The sequence below is a fragment of the Polynucleobacter sp. TUM22923 genome (genome assembly GCF_030295705.1).
Classification (GTDB): Bacteria; Pseudomonadota; Gammaproteobacteria; order Burkholderiales; family Burkholderiaceae; genus Polynucleobacter.
In genome coordinates this window covers 169,423-185,168 of the sequence record NZ_AP027274.1, presented here as the reverse complement: position 1 = coordinate 185,168, position 15,746 = coordinate 169,423, and the positions used below count along the sequence as shown (strand labels likewise).

The following is a 15,746-nucleotide window of genomic DNA, read 5'->3' as shown; positions in this document are numbered from 1 at the left end:
CGAGGCCTGTTCCTAAGAGTTAAATTCGGATAAATCGGAATAAAACGAATCTCAGTCAGGCGCCTAATTACAGAGGCAAAACTGAAACCTGGGCCTTCTTCAAAGCACCCTTAACGCCAAATTCCACTTTACCTTCAATTAATGCAAATAAAGTGTGATCTTTTCCAATGCCAACGTTTGCACCAGGATGAACCCGTGTTCCACGTTGACGAATAATGATGCTGCCAGCATTAATATGCTCGCCGCCAAAAACCTTAACGCCTAAACGTTTCGATTCTGAATCGCGACCATTTCGCGTCGAGCCGCCGCCTTTTTTCTGTGCCATATTTTTCTCCTGCTATTCGCCGTTAGCCTAAATTAAGCTTTGATGGTGTTAATCAGAATTTCTGTGTAATTCTGACGATGGCCTTGGTGCTTTTGATAGTGCTTGCGACGGCGCATCTTAAAGATTGTCACTTTATCGTGACGTCCCTGGGAGACGACAGTGGCTATCACAGCTGCACCATTAACCAATGGATCACCCAATTTGAGTGAAGCGCCTTCGCCTACGGCGAGGACCTGATCAAGAGTAATTTCGCTGCCGATTTCCGCTGGTATCTGTTCTATTTTCAATTTTTCACCAGCAGCAACTTTATATTGTTTGCCACCGGTTTTTATGACCGCGTACATGGTTTGAAACCTTAATTAATATCTACATTTAAGCTAATCCACCCTGGATGAGCTAAGCCGATTATTATATCTTGCATGACGAGCACTGTCAAAACCCATCAATTAAGTCAAATTTTGACCCCAATTTCCTTAGATTTCAAGGGTTTAGACGATGTTATTCGCCTACGCCTAGCGTCTAAAGTCGCCCTGATAGACCAAATCTCGGCTTATATCATCCAGGCAGGGGGGAAACGGATCAGGCCAGCCTTACTCCTGCTGGTCAGCAAGGCCCTAGCCCCTGGTCAGGAAAACCCCCACGCACTGGAATTGGCAGCTGTAGTCGAATTCATTCACACAGCCACCCTGCTGCATGATGATGTCGTGGATGAATCTACCCTCAGAAGGGGGCGTGAGACGGCCAATGCTGCATTTGGTAACGCTGCCAGCGTGCTCGTGGGTGACTTTCTCTATTCAAGAGCTTTTCAGATGATGGTGGGGCCAAATGACCCCCGAATCATGGAAATCCTTTCTGACGCCACCAATACGATTGCTGAGGGGGAGGTCTTACAACTCCTCAATATGAATGATCCAGAGGTAGATGAAGATAGCTATCTTCGCGTAATCCGCTTTAAAACAGCCAAGTTATTCGAGGCTTCCGCTGAGCTTGGTGCTATTTTGGCTGGCGCCGATGCCAAACAACGGGAACAATCCGCAGCATTCGGTAGGCATATTGGAACCGCCTTTCAATTAATGGACGATCTGCTGGATTACACCGCAGATGCAGCCCAGATGGGAAAAAATGCTGGGGATGATTTACGTGAAGGCAAGCCTACGCTTCCATTGATTTACCTTTTAGAGAACGGTAGCCCGGAAGAACGTTTACTAGTACGCGAAGCTATTGAACAAAATCAAGATCTCCCAGAAGATGTATTTGCGCAGATTCTTAATGCGGTCCAACATTCAGGCGCTTTGGAATATACCCATGCCACCGCAAAAAGAGAGATCGATCTAGCGTTGGAGTACATTGCGGATTTTCCACAAAACGAAGCTACTACCGCATTACGGGCTCTTTGCGAATATTCCCTGGCAAGACAGACCTAAACTCCAACACTTTTCATTCTCAGCTCTCGCGCTGTCTCTCTAGCGCACTCGACCTCTTCACGCAATCGGGCAAGCTCAAGCGCAGAAAGCTTTTCAAGATTGGAGTAGTCTAATTTCCAATGAGGATCTTTTGACCAAATCAGCGGTGACTGCACGGTGGTGCGGGGTCCAGGAGCGCTTTCCAAGACACGCAATGCTAAAGCAAAGTTAGCTGATTGCGCTTGAGGATTATTAGGTAAACCTGCAGCATTTCCCAGAGGAAAATCGCTAAATAACAAGCGCGGCACGCCGCAATACTCCACGATATCTTTTGCCGATCCCATGACTACCGTTGGGATTCCCGCCTCCTCCAAATAACGTGCCAATAAACTTTGGCTTTGATGACAAATAGGACAGTTCGGAATTAATACAGCTACATCGACTTGGTCCGCACGCAGCATCTTCAAAATCAATGGGGCATCGACTTCCAATGTATGTCGCTGACTCCGGTTGGTGGGTAGCCCATAAACATTTCTTGATAGTGACTGAATGCGGCCATTATTTACTTCTTGCATAGCAGCATTAAGCGGAAGCCAGCATTGCATGTCTGCCATATCGGCATTTTTTCTATCGATACCGACATGCGCAATACGCAGATCTATCTCACCAACCATCGGCAAACCATATGGCTCATAAAATTTTGCTGCTGCGTTGTATGGCGCCCCACTTCCTTGTGGCCCTTTGCTAGCATCAAACGGGACGGCAGTGGTCACCAATCCCACAACGGATTGGCTTAATGGCTTCTTTAAAGCGGTAAAGGGAACGTCCCCATAGTGCGCCCATACATACGGTGTGTCGTATCCGAGGCCAAGGTAATAACTCCGCGTACGCTCTATATATCGAATCGGCTGATCAAATTCAGGTGCAAATGTTAATTCAGTGGGTTGATTCATAGCTCTAACTCTGTAAGATAATGCTTCATCAATATTAACTACCAAGAGAAATGATTATGGCTCAATGGCTTAGATTTCAATACCAAGGTAAACCTGGCCTTGGACAAATGCAAGGGGAACAGATTGCCGTCTATGAAGGTGACCTCTTTCAAAATCCACAGGCCACTGGAGAAACCATCAAACTGACGGATGTCACGATCGATATTCCCTGCACTCCCTCCAAGATGGTGGCAATGGTGGATAACTTTCATGCCTTAGTAGCCAAGCTTGCGCATACAGTACCTACGGAACCCCTCTACTTTCTTAAGGGCAACAACTCATTTTTAGCCGCAAATCAAACGATTCGTACGCCTGACTCATACTCAGGAAAAGTAGTCTATGAAGGCGAATTAGGAATCGTCATCGGCAAAGACTGCCACCAAATGAATGAGGCAGAAGCTGCAAGAGCCATTTTTGGCTACACCTGTATTAACGATGTCACCGCTATTGAAATTCTGAATCGCGATCCAGGATACGCCCAGTGGACACGTGCAAAAAGTTTCAATACGTTTGGCGTGTTTGGACCCTACATCACAACTGATATCGATCCAAGCAAGCTGACGGTTAAAACAATATTAAATGATCAGGAGCGTCAAAATTATCCCATTGCCGATATGATTTTTTCACCGGCACAATTAGTTAGCCTCATTTCACAGGACATACCACTGCTACCAGGCGACATTATTGCCTGCGGCACCTCTGTGGGTGTTGGCTCCATGAAGCCAGGCAGCAAGGTCAGCATCATCATTGATGGCGTCGGTCAATTAGATAATGTATTCGAGTAAGTCTACTGCGTATCTGCCTTAAAAAATAAAGCTTCACCCCAGAAATAGGGTGAGGCTTTTTGTTGCAGACAATATTTTTTAATATCCCGATACTGACGGTAAAGCCAAACTTCCTTTTGAAGCCTGTACGTTGTCATCCAGGTATTTAGTGAGTGCGAACACCGTGCTTAAACAAGGGGTAGGTGTCTCAGTAATGTTGCCCAACTCAATGACTGAACCTAGTAAGGCATCTACCTCTAAGCTGCGACCGGCCTCCAAATCTTGCAGCATCGAAGTCTTATGTTTACCTACTTTTTCTGCGCCAGCAATACGGCGATCAATATCAACTCGGAAGGTAACGCCTAACTTTTCTGCGATAGTTTGTGCCTCGGCCATCATGCTACGTGCCAACTCTTTCGTTAATGGGTTTTGGCAAATACCTTCTAAGGTTCCATGAGTTAATGAGCTGATTGGATTGAAGGTCATATTTCCCCATAGCTTCAACCAAATCTCAGAACGAATATCTTCCAAGATCGGTGACTTAAATCCCGCAGCAGTCATCATGTCAGAGATCTTCTGAATACGGTCCGTAACTACACCATCTAACTCACCCAAAGGAAATCGATTGCCTTCAACGTGGCGAATCACTCCCGGAGCCTGAGTAAAAGTAGCCGGGTAAACAACACACCCAATAATATTGTTTGGATTGATGGCTTTTTTAGCAACACCACCAGCATCTACTGTTTCTACTGAGTGATCTGGATAATCTCCCTCTAGCTTTTGAAAGTACCACCATGGAATCCCATTTTGCATCGGGATCAAAATGGTATCTGGGCCCATGATTGAAGCGAGATCATGAATGATCGGTTCAACTTGATGCGCTTTAACAGCCAAAATAATGACATCAGGTGTCTCTACATCAGCAATTTTTTCAACGGCTTTTACTTGGGCAACTAAGGGTGCAGGTTGGTCAGCCATAATTAAAGCAAGGCCACGTTCTTTAATTGCCGCTAGCGTAGCGCCACGGGCAACTACAGTCACCTCATTGCCCGCTCGCGCCAGCATCACTGCAAGATAGCCGCCAATAGCACCACCTCCACCGATTACACAAATTTTCATAAAAACTCCATCAGAAGAAAAAATATTGAATTGAAGTCATATTAGATGAGAATAATGTGCTACGCAATGAGGTGCCGCAACTACTATTAAATTTTACTTAGTCTTAACAATTACTAGTTAAATTGGGCTCAATCGACCCCTGGGCACCAATCCGCCTAAAAGCATGCCAACAATACTGGCAAACAAACCGGCTAATTGAGGGGGAAGGATGGCATGCGGTGCTAACGTTTCGCAACTTATCCACACAGTCAGGCCGCATACGACTGATAGCAAACCCCCTAAAGAGTTCGCCCTAGACCAGTACACACCAAAAGCAAGCGGAACAAAAGCGGCAACCAAGGTGACCTTATAGGCGTTCTCAACCATCTTGAATATCGATAATTCAGAATTAATGGCAAAAAAGGTAACGACAACTGTAAAACACAAAACAGTCATTCTCATCACCTTGAGTAAGTCTTGATCAGATAAATGCTTAAAGAACCCTCTAACGATATTTTCCGCAAAGGTTACCGATGGCGCCAGCAGGGTAGCGCTTGCACAACTCTTAATTGCAGAAAGAAGTGCTCCAAAAAACATCACTTGGGCAATCATGGGCGCATGATTCAAGATCAACTTAGGCAAAATCATTTGAGGATCAGTATTGAGATATTGCTTCACTAGATCCGGACTAATAATAGTGGCCGCATAGGCTAGGTAGAGAGGGACAAAAGCAAAAATGAAATACATCACCCCTCCCAATAATGCAGCCTGCACTGCAATATTGGCGTTCTTAGATGAAGTAATCCTCTGAAATACATCCTGCTGTGGAATGGATCCCAACATCATGGTGCATAAGGCAGCAGTAAAACCCAGGATAGAGGCGAGATTCATATCAGGCCAAAAGTTTGAGAATTGACCGGCGGCAGCTGCATGCTCAATCACCACGCTAATTCCACCCGTTTGAGAGGTGATTTCACCACCGATGTACAGCATGCCAATCACAATGATGATCATCTGAATAAAGTCTGTAATCGCTACCGACCACATGCCTCCAAACAAGGTATAGATCAATACACTACCAGCACCGATCAACATACCGCCAGTTTGGGAAATACTGCCGTCGGACACCACACTAAAAACCAAGCCTAGGGCCTTAATCTGCGCTGCAACCCACCCTAAATAGGACACCACAATACACAGCGTGACTAAAACCTCAACGGTACGCCCATATTTTTCCCTGAAAAAATCGCCAATTGTTAGCATTCGGCGGTTATAGAGATGACGGGCAAAAAAGAGACCCACCAGTATTAAGCACAAAGAAGAACCAAAGGGATCGGAAACAATCCCTCCTAGCCCTTCCTTTAAAAAGGTTGCGGGAATACCGAGAACAGCCTCAGAACCAAACCAAGTGGCAAACACGGTAGCGGTCACCACTGGCAGGGGCAGGCTATGTCCTGCTGCTGCAAAGTCAGCGGTATTTTTAACCCGTAGAGCTGCCCACAGACCGATGCCTACCGATATCACCCAATAGATGATGACAAACCAAATCAACATCGCCTTATGTCTCCTCAAGGAATTTTGTCAAATTATATGGCTTTGTCACTTATGTCATCTAATGCCGTCTGATGCCATCTAATACCGAAGAGATCAATCCGGCTATGGCTGTCTGAGATAATTCATGAGTGCATTTATCAGTGAACCCCCAAGAAGATTTGGCTTATCAAAAAGCCATCTTAGGCTCTGTTTCGCGCACTTTTGCTCTCACCATTCCCCTGCTCCCACCAGAAATGGAAGTGGTGGTCGGAAATACCTATTTACTGTGCCGCATCGTCGATACCATTGAAGATGCGGTAGAACTCACTCCGACTGAAAAACAAACCCTATCTAAGTTATTTTTAGACTCTGTTTTAGGAGCTGCCCCCGCTGAGTCCTTTGTTGCCCCCTGTTTGTATGCACTAAAAAATCACTCCAATACAGATGAGCTTGATTTAATTGCTCACATCCCAACTGTTTTACGCATCTTTCATACTTTTCCCCAAGCTAACCAAGCAGCCATTAGTCGTTGCGTTTCTATCATGTCGGATGGGATGACTCGCTTTCATCATCGACAAAATAAGGATGGCCTCAAAGACTTAGCTGAATTTGAAGACTATTGCTACGTCGTTGCCGGAGTAGTTGGAGAACTCCTCACAACACTTTTCGCTTCCTATTCGCCAGTATTTGACAGGCGCATTAAAGGACATGAAGCATTAGCTATTGGATTTGGACAGGCCTTACAAATGACCAATATCCTCAAGGACTCCCCAGAGGACCAGGCGCGCGGCGTGAACTGGAAGCCCGCACGACTGAATCAGTCAGACCTCCTCCAAATCGCTACCGATAAATTAGCAGACTCCTTAAAATATATTCTCCTGATCCCAAAAAATGAGGCTGGTATGAGGCGCTTCTGCTTCCTTGCTTTTGGTCTTGCGGTAATGACCTTAGGAAAAATTGCTGATAGATCGGCAATGTTCAATTCATCAAGCGTAAAGCTCTCCCGAAATACCGTATGGATTTTTTATGCCTTTACAAAGGTCGCTGCAACGAGTGATTACTTAGTAAAGGCGTTCTATTTTGTTGCTTCTCGTAGGCTGAGACAGCCTTAAATAGCGCCCTCATGCTTTAGTAGCCAAACTTTAATTTGGCGATAAAAACCAGGATTATCTTCCCCCATAAATCCGCCAATACCCTGAGTCGACACTACTCGATGACAGGGGATCACTAATGGATAAGGATTGGCTCCGCAAGCCGATCCCACAGCCCGAGGCCCACTTTGAATGCCCTTTGCAATCGCCCCATAACTTGTAGTATTGCCAGTCTTGATTCCTGAAATAGCGCCCCATACTTTTTGTTGGTGCACAGTTCCAGTAGGCTTTAAGGGCAAATCAAATATAGCTGCCGCATCAATAAAGTACCGGGCACACTGTTTTACAAACACCTTCGCCAATGCATTGCCAGGCGAAAGACCGACGCTTCCCAGGGGGAGGTAGTCTATTTTAGAGATCATCAGGCTCCCCTCCACTAGTTCAGTCTGAAGACCCAAGCAAGCAAAAGGGGCTTCAATGATGCAATATTCAACTGATTGGGGGGTGGAGATCAGTTTGATGTCAGTCATGCGACGATTCTGACATACATCTCAGTCCGCATGAACCCAGTTTTCTAATCTGCCTATAGCTAGTGAAACCACACTTTGCTATATTGAATCCTCCTTATTCTTTCTAGGCATATTTGATGGACACTTTTTTTGATGACTGGCCGTTTGTTGGTCAAGTTGCACTAGTCCTGTTTTTGCTAGCACTTTCGGGCTTCTTCTCGATGACCGAGACAAGCATGCTGTCTTCTAACCGGCATCGACTCAGGGCAATGGCCAATAACGGCAATCCTGGCGCTGCACTGGCCGAGCGACTACTAAAAAGAATCGATTCTTTACTCTCTGTTCTGCTCATCTCCAACAATTTGATCAATACCATTCTGCCGATCTTAGTGACTGGGATTGCATTGCACTTATTTGGCGATAGTGCATTAGTTCTATCGATTGCTACCTTAGTTGTGGCAATGTTAATTATCATTTTTAGTGAAATTATTCCCAAAGTCATTGGTGCCGCTTTTCCAGAAAAAATTGCCAGTAACGTAGGGTGGATTATTCTGCCATTGGCTTATGTTTTAAAGCCACTACTTTGGTTGATTAACGCCTTAGTATCAAATCTCATGAAGATTTCCGGATTGCAAACCTCTACTGAAAGTAGAGCCATGAGCAAGGAAGAATTGCGTAGCCTTGTCCTAGAATCTAACCGCTTTGTTTCTACTCACCATAGAAATATTCTGCTGAATTTATTTAACTTAGAAAACATCTTGGTCGATGATGTAATGACACCTCGCTCCAAAATTGAAGTGCTAGATGTATCAAGGCCAATCAATGAGGTGATGGAGCAATTGGAGACGTGTTATCACAATAAACTACCTGTTTGTGATGGTGACTCTGAACGTATTATTGGTATTCTTTCGGTAAAAAAAGCACTGTCTTTGCTCGGTAATAATGAATTGCACCATGAAGACTTTAAGGCGCTTCTCAATGAACCCTACTTTATACCCAGTGGCACACCTGTGTTACAACAAATGCAATTCTTTCAAGACAATCAACAGCGCTTAAGCTTGGTAGTCAACGAATACGGCGAGCTACTAGGCTTAGTGACTTTCGAGGATATTGTCGAAGAATTAATTGGTGAGTTTACAACCTCATTTTCTAATCTCTCTCATGATCCACGCTGGCTTAAAGACGGCACCTACCTTGCGAGTGGGACTGCTGCCCTGCGAGACTTAAATCGCCTTCTAGATCTGAATTTACCGCTTGAAGGACCGCGCACATTAAATGGGCTCATCCTTGAAAAATTAGAGGCTATTCCGGATCATGACGTCAGCATCAAAATTGCCAATGTTGTATTAGAAATTGTGCAATTTGATGAGCAAGGTGTTAAAACTGTCAAACTCTACAGACCTCATCCAAATCTAGATTGAGTCGCTCACAACAGGATTCACTCCATGACTCACACATTATTCATACCTGGTACAAGATTGCGGTTCACGCGTTAAATTCCAGAGCAACGGATATTCATATCGAGGCAAGGTCTCAGGAAACCATTGTCCGTGTGAGGATAGACGGACAACTAGAAATGCAAAGTCAATTTCCGATTGATCTGCATGAGCGCCTGCTTGCTCGCATCAAAATATTAGCTCGCTTAGATATCGCTGAGAAACGCTTACCGCAAGATGGCCGTCTTTCAATTGGGCTCGATTTCAGTAAGCCCAATATTGATTGCCGGGTTTCTATTCTGCCTACGCTGTATGGTGAAAAAGCAGTTATCCGCATACTCCCTAGCCAAATAGAAGATCTGGACCTCAATAAACTTGGCTTGCTGCCAGAACAATTGGCAATTTTTCATCAAGCCATCCGCCAGACCAATGGCCTGATCTTGGTGACCGGCCCCACAGGCAGCGGTAAAACCCGCACACTGTATAGCTGTCTAAATGCGTTGAACCAAATTGAACGCAATATTTGCTCTGTAGAGGATCCTATTGAAATACGACTCCCAGGAGTCAATCAAGTTGCCTATCACCCACGTGCAGGTTTAGATTTTCCCATCATCATCCGCGCCTTATTAAGGCAAGATCCTGATGTCATCATGATTGGTGAAATACGAGATGCAGCTACTGCGCAACTGGCCATTCAGGCTGCACAAACAGGCCATCTAGTATTGAGCACCCTGCATACTCGCAATGCTTTAGGCGCATTAAGTCGGCTAAAGATGCTTGGTGTTGATCAAGAATCTGTCGAATCGTGTCTTCGCTGCGTTAGCTCACAAAGACTGGTGCGCAAACCCTGTCGTTTCTGCACGAACCATGGCGGGCTTTCGAAATGCTTGCATTGCAGAGGCTCTGGTTATTTTGGTCGAGTGGGAGTACATGAGGTACTAGGTAGTAATGAATTAAATGGATTAACTCCCCACTGCAATCTGTACACGGCTGGCAGAAAAGCAGTTCAAGCAGGATTAATTGATCAGGAATCCTTGGATGCTGAGGTAGGTATTTGGCACTAATTAACCCATTTTTAAATCGATCTTTGAGTAAAACGGAGCAGCTCCACTTTTCTCAGCAATTATTGGCGCTACTTCATGCAGGCCTGCCTCTACTCAATTGCATACGGCTGATTATTCAATCCGCCCCAAAGTCTAGGCAATCATGGTTAAAAAATCTTCATGCGCTTCTTCAAAAGGGCAACAGCTTCTCTCACTGTTTAAGTGCGCAAGGCGGGAAATTTTCTCCTGAGTTTTATAACCTGATTAGAGTAAGTGAAAGGTCTGGAGATCTTGCACTAGCATTGCGTACTATCTCTGAGCAACTAGAAGCCCAAATTGAATTACGTAGAAAAGTACTCCAGTCTTTGACTTATCCTGTAATCACTTTATCCACCTCATTCTTACTAGTCTTAGTCATGATGGTTTGGGTGGTTCCTGTTTTTAAGGATGTCTTTAGTCATTTCCAGGCAGAGCTTCCAACGCCAACTAAGGTGCTCATTGCTATTTCAAGCACGATACAAAGCAATTTTATAGAGCTACTGAGTCTATGTTTTTTAGGGCTAGGGGCTTTTATTTATAGCTGGATTAGATTCATCTCCTTGCAAAAGTATTGCGATAAATTCACCCTCCGTCTACCCTTAGTAGGTAATTTAGTGCGGTTAGCAACGCTCAGTCACTGGTGCAGAACCCTGGGCCATCTTTTAGAGGCCGGCCTACCCCTTCCGGATGCACTTCGAGTGACGGCGCAATCATCCAACAACTGGGTAAGCCATGACATGAGCGCTGAAATCTTTAAACATCTGACCCGTGGATGGCCATTAGGCGAATCACTTAAAAGAGCCGATCCACACTCCATACTTTTAGACATTGAAACTTTGTTGCTACTGCATATTGGCGCTGAAGGGGGATCATTATCGGAAATGCTCAATAAGCGAGCGCATACTCTGGGGTCTCAGCTCAGTGGACAGCTACACACACTGAGTCAGAGCTTAGAGCCTTTACTCATTCTTTTGGTCGGCATTATTATCGGCAGCTTAGTCATCATCTTGTATCTTCCAATCTTTAACTTAGGACAAATCATTTGATTGATCCCCAATATATTGCCGTGATGGCGAAGGCTGGGTTCGTAGGAACCCTTCTCTATTTGGCCTATGTTGATTGGCAAAGCTTTCGGCTTCCCAATCGTATTACGATCCCCCTCATCGCATTAGGTCTTGTATTTAATTACACAGCTCAGTTGCCCATCACAACCCCGCTAGCGTCACTTCTTGGTATACCCGTGGGATATGGCGTTATTTGGGCCTTAAATGCTATCTACAAACTTTACCGAGGCCAGAACGGCATCGGTATGGGTGATGCCAAGTTGCTAGCAGGCTTGGGCGCATGGCTAGGCTGGAGTACGCTCCCCAGCATTCTTCTGATAGCCTCGATCACCTCATTAATAGTCGGATTTGCGTGGCTCAAGTTTAAATCGTATTCATTAAGCCAGGCACTACCTTTTGGCCCTTTTTTAGCCATTGCTGGCATCATTGAGTTGCTATGGCCTCAAATCATTCCAACTCTACTACTGCCCAAATTGATTTAGGCATCCTAAAAGGGCATATTCCTTTGGTCGGCCTAACCGGCGGGATTGGCTCTGGAAAAACCCTAGTGAGCGATCAACTTGGCGCGCTGGGTGCTGGAATTATTGATACCGATCTGATTTCTCATGAAATTACTGCATCTGGTGGAAGTGCCATTCCATTGATTAAAGCGGTATTTGGACTTGAATTTATCGACGCCACAGGAGCGTTAAATCGGCTTCAAATGCGTAAGCTAGTTTTTAAGAATCCCGATGCCAGGCAAGCCCTCGAAGGCATTACTCACCCCCTGATTCGCCAAGAAACTGCTAAGCGTGCATTAGCACTATCGACAACAAAGGTCCCATATCTAGTATTTTCAGTGCCACTGTTGATCGAGTCTGGAACCTGGATCAAACTCATTGACTATTTAGTCGTGGTTGATTGCCCAAAAGAAACCCAAATAGAGCGAGTGATGCAGCGCAATAATCTGACTCGTGATGAAGTAGAGGGCATCCTGAATGCTCAAGCTAGTCGAGAAGAGCGCCTTATTCGTGCCAATGCAGTCATTGAGAATCAAGGTGATCTAGATAGCCTGAATAAAGCAGTTCTCAATCTGCACCAAAAACTACTAAAAATTAGTTATCGCACCACAGGTTCATCATAGAATAGAGCCTTGTGATCGTCTACGAATATCCCTTTAACGAACTCGTTCGAAGCATGCTTCGGCTGGAGTATCTGTTCGCCCGCTTTAATCACTTTCTTAGATCAGATGATCCTGAGCTTCATCACAATGCCATCGCAATGCTGTTCGATTTGGGTGATATCGGCTCTCGTGGTGACATCAAATCCCTTCTCCTGAAAGAATTCGAGCGTCAAAAATATACTTTGAATGGCTTAAAGTCATCTCAAAAAGTAGATCAAGAAGCGCTATCCCAAACGATTTTAGATATCGATAAGGCCGCACTAGATATCAATCGATCCATGGGTAAACCGAATGCTGTGATTACTGAAAGTGAGTGGCTCAATGGTATTCGTACACGCCTGAATATTCCTGGTGGAACTAGTCCAATAGATTTACCTAGCTACCATGCTTGGAAGAATAGTCCCTCCAACCAGCGCAGAGAAGTATTAGAAAAATATGTAGCGCCACTTTTGCCATGGCAAGAGGCCTGTCAAATATTTTTACGCCTACTACGTCAATCTGGTGAAGCTAAAAATGTCGTTGCTCACCAAGGATCATTTCAGCAAGCCCCTTCGGGTAAGGTCTATCAATTGATGCGGATTGCTGTTGAAGATGATTTGCTCTTTTCTGAGATTAGCGCAAACAAATATTTACTCTCTATTCGTTTTATGAAAACTGACCGAGATTGTAAGCCGCAACTGGTAAGTGACGATGTACCATTTAGATTAACGCTCTGCCAGTTTTAAGTCTTCAGTAAGCCTCTTAGTTTTTCTAACATCGGCCAAGCCGCAGGCAACAAAGGTTCAACACTAGGCGCTTGATCCGAAAGTAATTGCCAAGACAGCTGCTGACCCTCACACCCAGTAGGAGTCCCGCTCCATTGACGTATCACACTGACATGTAAACGCACATAAGCATGTGGATAGTCATACTCCAAAACAGTTAGCTCTTCGCTAGCATCAATGTCAATGCCAAGCTCTTCTTGTAATTCACGTTTAAGTGCATCAAAGACAGACTCACCAATTTCGATTTTTCCACCGGGGACCTCCCAGTAGCCTGCATAGGGCTTACCTTCAGGACGCTGGCCTAATAAATATCGACCCTCAGAATCTAATAGAATCCCTGCAGCCACCTCAGTAATCGGACGGTCGCCTTGACTCATGGGCGTCTCAAGTTATGTGGCATGTAAGCCAGCCCAATGCTTAGCAAATTGCCAAGCTACTCGACCCGAGCGTGAGCCACGCTCTAAGGCCCAGACTAATGCTTCTGCGCGAGCAGCTTCAATCTGCTTGTCGCTCAAACCAAAATGAGCCAGCCAATGCGCAACAATGCCAAGGTATTCATCTTGTTTTGGTGGATAGAACGACAGCCATAAGCCAAATCGCTCAGATAAAGAAATTTTCTCCTCTACCACCTCACCCGGGTGAATCTCTCCGTCATCACTATGTGCATATGTCAGGTTGTCTTTCATATACTCGGGCAATAAATGACGCCGATTCGATGTGGCGTAAATCAAAATATTATCGACCTGAGCTGATACCGAACCATCCAATGCAGACTTCATGGCTTTGTAGCCCGATTCACCATCCTCAAATGAGAGGTCATCACAAAAAATAATAAAACGCTCTGGTCTATCAGCCAATAACTCTGTGATGTCGGCTAAATCGGCTAAGTGCTCTTTTTCTACCTCCACCAAGCGTAAGCCCTGACTTGCGAATTCATGCAAGCTAGCTTTAATGAGGGAAGACTTTCCAGTGCCGCGTGCACCTGTTAATAAAATATTATTCGCTGGTTTTCCGAGAATAAAATTTTTCGTATTGTCTCGAATTGAATCACGCTGACGATCAATGTTTTTAAGGTCATCAAATGAAATGTCTGCCACATGCTTGACGGGTTGCAAAAATCCAATACTCCCAAAAATACTATCACGCCGACGCCATCTAAAGGCTGTAGTGGACGTCCATTGCTCTTGAGTCAACTGCTTTGGTAAAAATGTTTCAAGATGACTTAAGAGTTGGTCTAATTTTTCATTCATAGAGGATCTTGTTATGAGCGGTAATCGGCGTTGATAGAGACGTATTCATGTGATAAATCACAGGTCCACATAGTTTGCTGCGCAGAGCCCCTACCTAAATCAATTTTGATGGTGATTTCTGGGGCCTGCATTACTCTTTGACCATCCGCCTCTTGGTAATCTGGATTGCGTCCACCATCTTTTGCCACCCAAACATCCCCAAGCCACATCTGCACTTGGTCCACATCAAGATCCGTAATCCCAGCATAACCAATCGCCGCCAGAATGCGGCCCAAGTTTGGATCACTAGCAAAAAAAGCTGTCTTCACCAAAGGTGAGTGAGCTACTGCTTCTGCTACAAGACGGCATTCTTGTGCCGTCTTACCACCGCCTACATCAATGGTTATGAACTTTGTCGCACCTTCACCATCTCTTACAATCATTTTCGCCAACTGCTGAGCCAGCGTAATTAAAGCGTTGCGTACAAGACGATAGTTCTCATCATCCACAGACTGAATATCGACTAACGCCTGGCCTGTTGCCATCACGATAAAGGAATCATTTGTTGAGGTATCGCCATCAATCGTAATTGCATTAAAGGATAGGTCTGCTACCTCACGGGTTAGTGCAGCAAGTAGGCCAGGGGCAAAACCAGCATCCATCGCGATGAAGCCAAGCATGGTTGCCATATTCGGATGAATCATTCCTGCACCCTTGCAAATACCGGTCATCGTGACAGGGCCTGCAGATGTTTGCACCGTGATCGAACTCGCCTTAGGTTGGGTATCGGTTGTCATGATGGCCTCAGCAGCATCAAGCCAATGGCCTTCATCCAAATTAGCTACTGCCTTGGGTAGATTGTTGATGATTTTTTCAATGGGGAGTGGCTCTAGAATGACTCCGGTTGAAAAAGGCAGAATCTGTTCTGGGTTTAGTTTTAAATCTTGGGCGAGCGCCTTACAAGTAGCTAAAGCATCTTTCATGCCTTGCTCACCAGTTCCTGCATTGGCATTGCCAGTATTGACCACTAAGGCAAGAATTTCACCATGCTCACCATTCTGAGCCAAATGCTCACGACAAACTTGAACAGGGGCAGCGCAAAACCGATTGAGTGTGAAAACACCAGCGACCTGCGATCCCGGCACTAATGTCATCACCAGCAAATCTTTGCGGTTCGCTTTTTTGATACCGGCTTGAGCAATACCCATCCGAAAGCCTTTGACTGGCTTAAGTTGGTCTTTTTGGGGGAGAGGTAAGTTCACTGTCATGATTTGACAATTGTAGATGAGGCATT

General features: G+C 45.2%; 18 protein-coding genes. 9 read left to right on the top strand and 9 right to left on the bottom strand.

Annotated elements, in window-relative coordinates:
- Window positions 1-67 precede the first annotated feature (67 nt).
- Entirely contained in the window at window positions 68-325 is a 258-nt protein-coding gene (gene rpmA / locus QUD86_RS01010; RefSeq protein WP_100379366.1) for a 50S ribosomal protein L27, read from the bottom strand.
- A 32-nt stretch (window positions 326-357) separates the two neighbouring features.
- Window positions 358-669: a 50S ribosomal protein L21 gene (gene rplU / locus QUD86_RS01005; RefSeq protein ID WP_100379367.1), complete on the bottom strand. Its 312-nt coding sequence runs from the start codon at window positions 667-669 to the stop codon at window positions 358-360.
- A gap of 75 nt (window positions 670-744) precedes the next feature.
- On the opposite strand from rplU, the gene QUD86_RS01000 reads away from it, so the two are divergent.
- Window positions 745-1,749: a polyprenyl synthetase family protein gene (locus QUD86_RS01000; protein ID WP_286297391.1), complete on the top strand. Its 1,005-nt coding sequence runs from the start codon at window positions 745-747 to the stop codon at window positions 1,747-1,749.
- Here the strand turns inward: QUD86_RS01000 and QUD86_RS00995 are convergent.
- Complete coding sequence (locus QUD86_RS00995) at window positions 1,746-2,681, bottom strand: hypothetical protein (RefSeq protein WP_286297390.1); 936 nt, start codon at window positions 2,679-2,681, stop codon at window positions 1,746-1,748. The genes QUD86_RS01000 and QUD86_RS00995 overlap by 4 nt on opposite strands.
- A 56-nt stretch (window positions 2,682-2,737) precedes the next feature.
- On the opposite strand from QUD86_RS00995, the gene QUD86_RS00990 reads away from it, so the two are divergent.
- Entirely contained in the window at window positions 2,738-3,505 is a 768-nt protein-coding gene (locus tag QUD86_RS00990) for a fumarylacetoacetate hydrolase family protein (protein ID WP_286297389.1), read from the top strand.
- A 78-nt stretch (window positions 3,506-3,583) separates the two neighbouring features.
- On the opposite strand, the gene QUD86_RS00985 is transcribed toward QUD86_RS00990, so the two are convergent.
- Together QUD86_RS00985 and QUD86_RS00980 are read right to left on the bottom strand one after the other, a co-directional pair.
- On the bottom strand, window positions 3,584-4,603 hold the full coding sequence (locus QUD86_RS00985; RefSeq protein WP_286297388.1) for a 2-dehydropantoate 2-reductase: 1,020 nt from the start codon (window positions 4,601-4,603) through the stop codon (window positions 3,584-3,586).
- Window positions 4,604-4,720: 117 nt separating this feature from the next.
- Window positions 4,721-6,136 carry a high affinity choline transporter 1 gene (locus QUD86_RS00980; protein ID WP_286297386.1) on the bottom strand — a complete coding sequence of 472 codons (1,416 nt, stop codon included), beginning with the start codon at window positions 6,134-6,136 and terminating at the stop codon, window positions 4,721-4,723.
- 140 nt (window positions 6,137-6,276) lie between these two features.
- Between QUD86_RS00980 and QUD86_RS00975 the strand changes: the two genes are divergently transcribed.
- On the top strand, window positions 6,277-7,227 hold the full coding sequence (locus tag QUD86_RS00975) for a phytoene/squalene synthase family protein (RefSeq protein WP_286297385.1): 951 nt from the start codon (window positions 6,277-6,279) through the stop codon (window positions 7,225-7,227).
- On the opposite strand, the gene QUD86_RS00970 is transcribed toward QUD86_RS00975, so the two are convergent.
- Entirely contained in the window at window positions 7,224-7,736 is a 513-nt protein-coding gene (locus QUD86_RS00970) for a methylated-DNA--[protein]-cysteine S-methyltransferase (RefSeq protein ID WP_286297384.1), read from the bottom strand. The genes QUD86_RS00975 and QUD86_RS00970 overlap by 4 nt on opposite strands.
- A gap of 116 nt (window positions 7,737-7,852) precedes the next feature.
- Here QUD86_RS00970 and QUD86_RS00965 point away from each other — a divergent pair, with 116 nt between their 5' ends.
- From QUD86_RS00965 to zapD, 6 genes are read left to right on the top strand one after another with little or no spacing between them, the layout of a single operon-like run.
- A complete protein-coding gene (locus tag QUD86_RS00965; protein WP_286297383.1) occupies window positions 7,853-9,136 on the top strand; it encodes an HlyC/CorC family transporter in 1,284 nt (427 codons plus the stop codon).
- On the top strand, window positions 9,133-10,215 hold the full coding sequence (locus QUD86_RS00960) for a GspE/PulE family protein (RefSeq protein WP_286297381.1): 1,083 nt from the start codon (window positions 9,133-9,135) through the stop codon (window positions 10,213-10,215). The genes QUD86_RS00965 and QUD86_RS00960 overlap by 4 nt, the downstream gene beginning before the upstream one ends.
- Window positions 10,206-11,279, top strand: coding sequence for a type II secretion system F family protein (locus tag QUD86_RS00955; protein ID WP_286297379.1), 1,074 nt, complete (start codon window positions 10,206-10,208; stop codon window positions 11,277-11,279). The genes QUD86_RS00960 and QUD86_RS00955 overlap by 10 nt, the downstream gene beginning before the upstream one ends.
- A complete protein-coding gene (locus QUD86_RS00950) occupies window positions 11,276-11,779 on the top strand; it encodes a prepilin peptidase (protein WP_286297378.1) in 504 nt (167 codons plus the stop codon). Before QUD86_RS00955 ends, QUD86_RS00950 begins: the two co-directional genes overlap by 4 nt.
- Window positions 11,734-12,420 (top strand): dephospho-CoA kinase, encoded by a 687-nt coding sequence (gene coaE / locus QUD86_RS00945; protein WP_286297377.1) that lies wholly within the window; start codon window positions 11,734-11,736, stop codon window positions 12,418-12,420. The genes QUD86_RS00950 and coaE overlap by 46 nt, the downstream gene beginning before the upstream one ends.
- A gap of 11 nt (window positions 12,421-12,431) precedes the next feature.
- Window positions 12,432-13,184, top strand: a complete 753-nt coding sequence (gene zapD, locus QUD86_RS00940; RefSeq protein ID WP_286297375.1) for a cell division protein ZapD — start codon at window positions 12,432-12,434, stop codon at window positions 13,182-13,184.
- Here zapD and QUD86_RS00935 read toward each other — a convergent pair.
- From QUD86_RS00935 to argJ, 3 genes are read right to left on the bottom strand one after another with little or no spacing between them, the layout of a single operon-like run.
- The gene (locus QUD86_RS00935; RefSeq protein ID WP_286297374.1) at window positions 13,181-13,600 is read right to left on the bottom strand and encodes an NUDIX domain-containing protein; all 420 of its coding nucleotides are present in this window, start codon (window positions 13,598-13,600) and stop codon (window positions 13,181-13,183) included. The genes zapD and QUD86_RS00935 overlap by 4 nt on opposite strands.
- Before the next feature lie 12 nt (window positions 13,601-13,612).
- Entirely contained in the window at window positions 13,613-14,473 is an 861-nt protein-coding gene (locus QUD86_RS00930) for an ATP-binding protein (protein WP_286297372.1), read from the bottom strand.
- An 11-nt stretch (window positions 14,474-14,484) separates the two neighbouring features.
- The gene (gene argJ / locus QUD86_RS00925) at window positions 14,485-15,720 is read right to left on the bottom strand and encodes a bifunctional glutamate N-acetyltransferase/amino-acid acetyltransferase ArgJ (RefSeq protein ID WP_286297370.1); all 1,236 of its coding nucleotides are present in this window, start codon (window positions 15,718-15,720) and stop codon (window positions 14,485-14,487) included.
- Between the last annotated feature and the right edge of the window lie 26 nt (window positions 15,721-15,746).

Excerpts from the sequence above, each read along its gene's own strand:
- rpmA (WP_100379366.1), bottom strand. The coding sequence starts at position 325 with ATGGCACAGAAAAAAGGCGGCGGCTCGACGCGAAATGGTCGCGATTCA.
- rplU (WP_100379367.1), bottom strand. The coding sequence starts at position 669 with ATGTACGCGGTCATAAAAACCGGTGGCAAACAATATAAAGTTGCTGCT.
- QUD86_RS01000 (WP_286297391.1), top strand. The coding sequence starts at position 745 with ATGACGAGCACTGTCAAAACCCATCAATTAAGTCAAATTTTGACCCCA.
- QUD86_RS00995 (WP_286297390.1), bottom strand. The coding sequence starts at position 2,681 with ATGAATCAACCCACTGAATTAACATTTGCACCTGAATTTGATCAGCCG.
- QUD86_RS00990 (WP_286297389.1), top strand. The coding sequence starts at position 2,738 with ATGGCTCAATGGCTTAGATTTCAATACCAAGGTAAACCTGGCCTTGGA.
- QUD86_RS00985 (WP_286297388.1), bottom strand. The coding sequence starts at position 4,603 with ATGAAAATTTGTGTAATCGGTGGAGGTGGTGCTATTGGCGGCTATCTT.
- QUD86_RS00980 (WP_286297386.1), bottom strand. The coding sequence starts at position 6,136 with ATGTTGATTTGGTTTGTCATCATCTATTGGGTGATATCGGTAGGCATC.
- QUD86_RS00970 (WP_286297384.1), bottom strand. The coding sequence starts at position 7,736 with ATGACTGACATCAAACTGATCTCCACCCCCCAATCAGTTGAATATTGC.
- QUD86_RS00965 (WP_286297383.1), top strand. The coding sequence starts at position 7,853 with ATGGACACTTTTTTTGATGACTGGCCGTTTGTTGGTCAAGTTGCACTA.
- coaE (WP_286297377.1), top strand. The coding sequence starts at position 11,734 with ATGGCCTCAAATCATTCCAACTCTACTACTGCCCAAATTGATTTAGGC.
- QUD86_RS00935 (WP_286297374.1), bottom strand. The coding sequence starts at position 13,600 with ATGAGTCAAGGCGACCGTCCGATTACTGAGGTGGCTGCAGGGATTCTA.
- QUD86_RS00930 (WP_286297372.1), bottom strand. The coding sequence starts at position 14,473 with ATGAATGAAAAATTAGACCAACTCTTAAGTCATCTTGAAACATTTTTA.
- argJ (WP_286297370.1), bottom strand. The coding sequence starts at position 15,720 with ATGACAGTGAACTTACCTCTCCCCCAAAAAGACCAACTTAAGCCAGTC.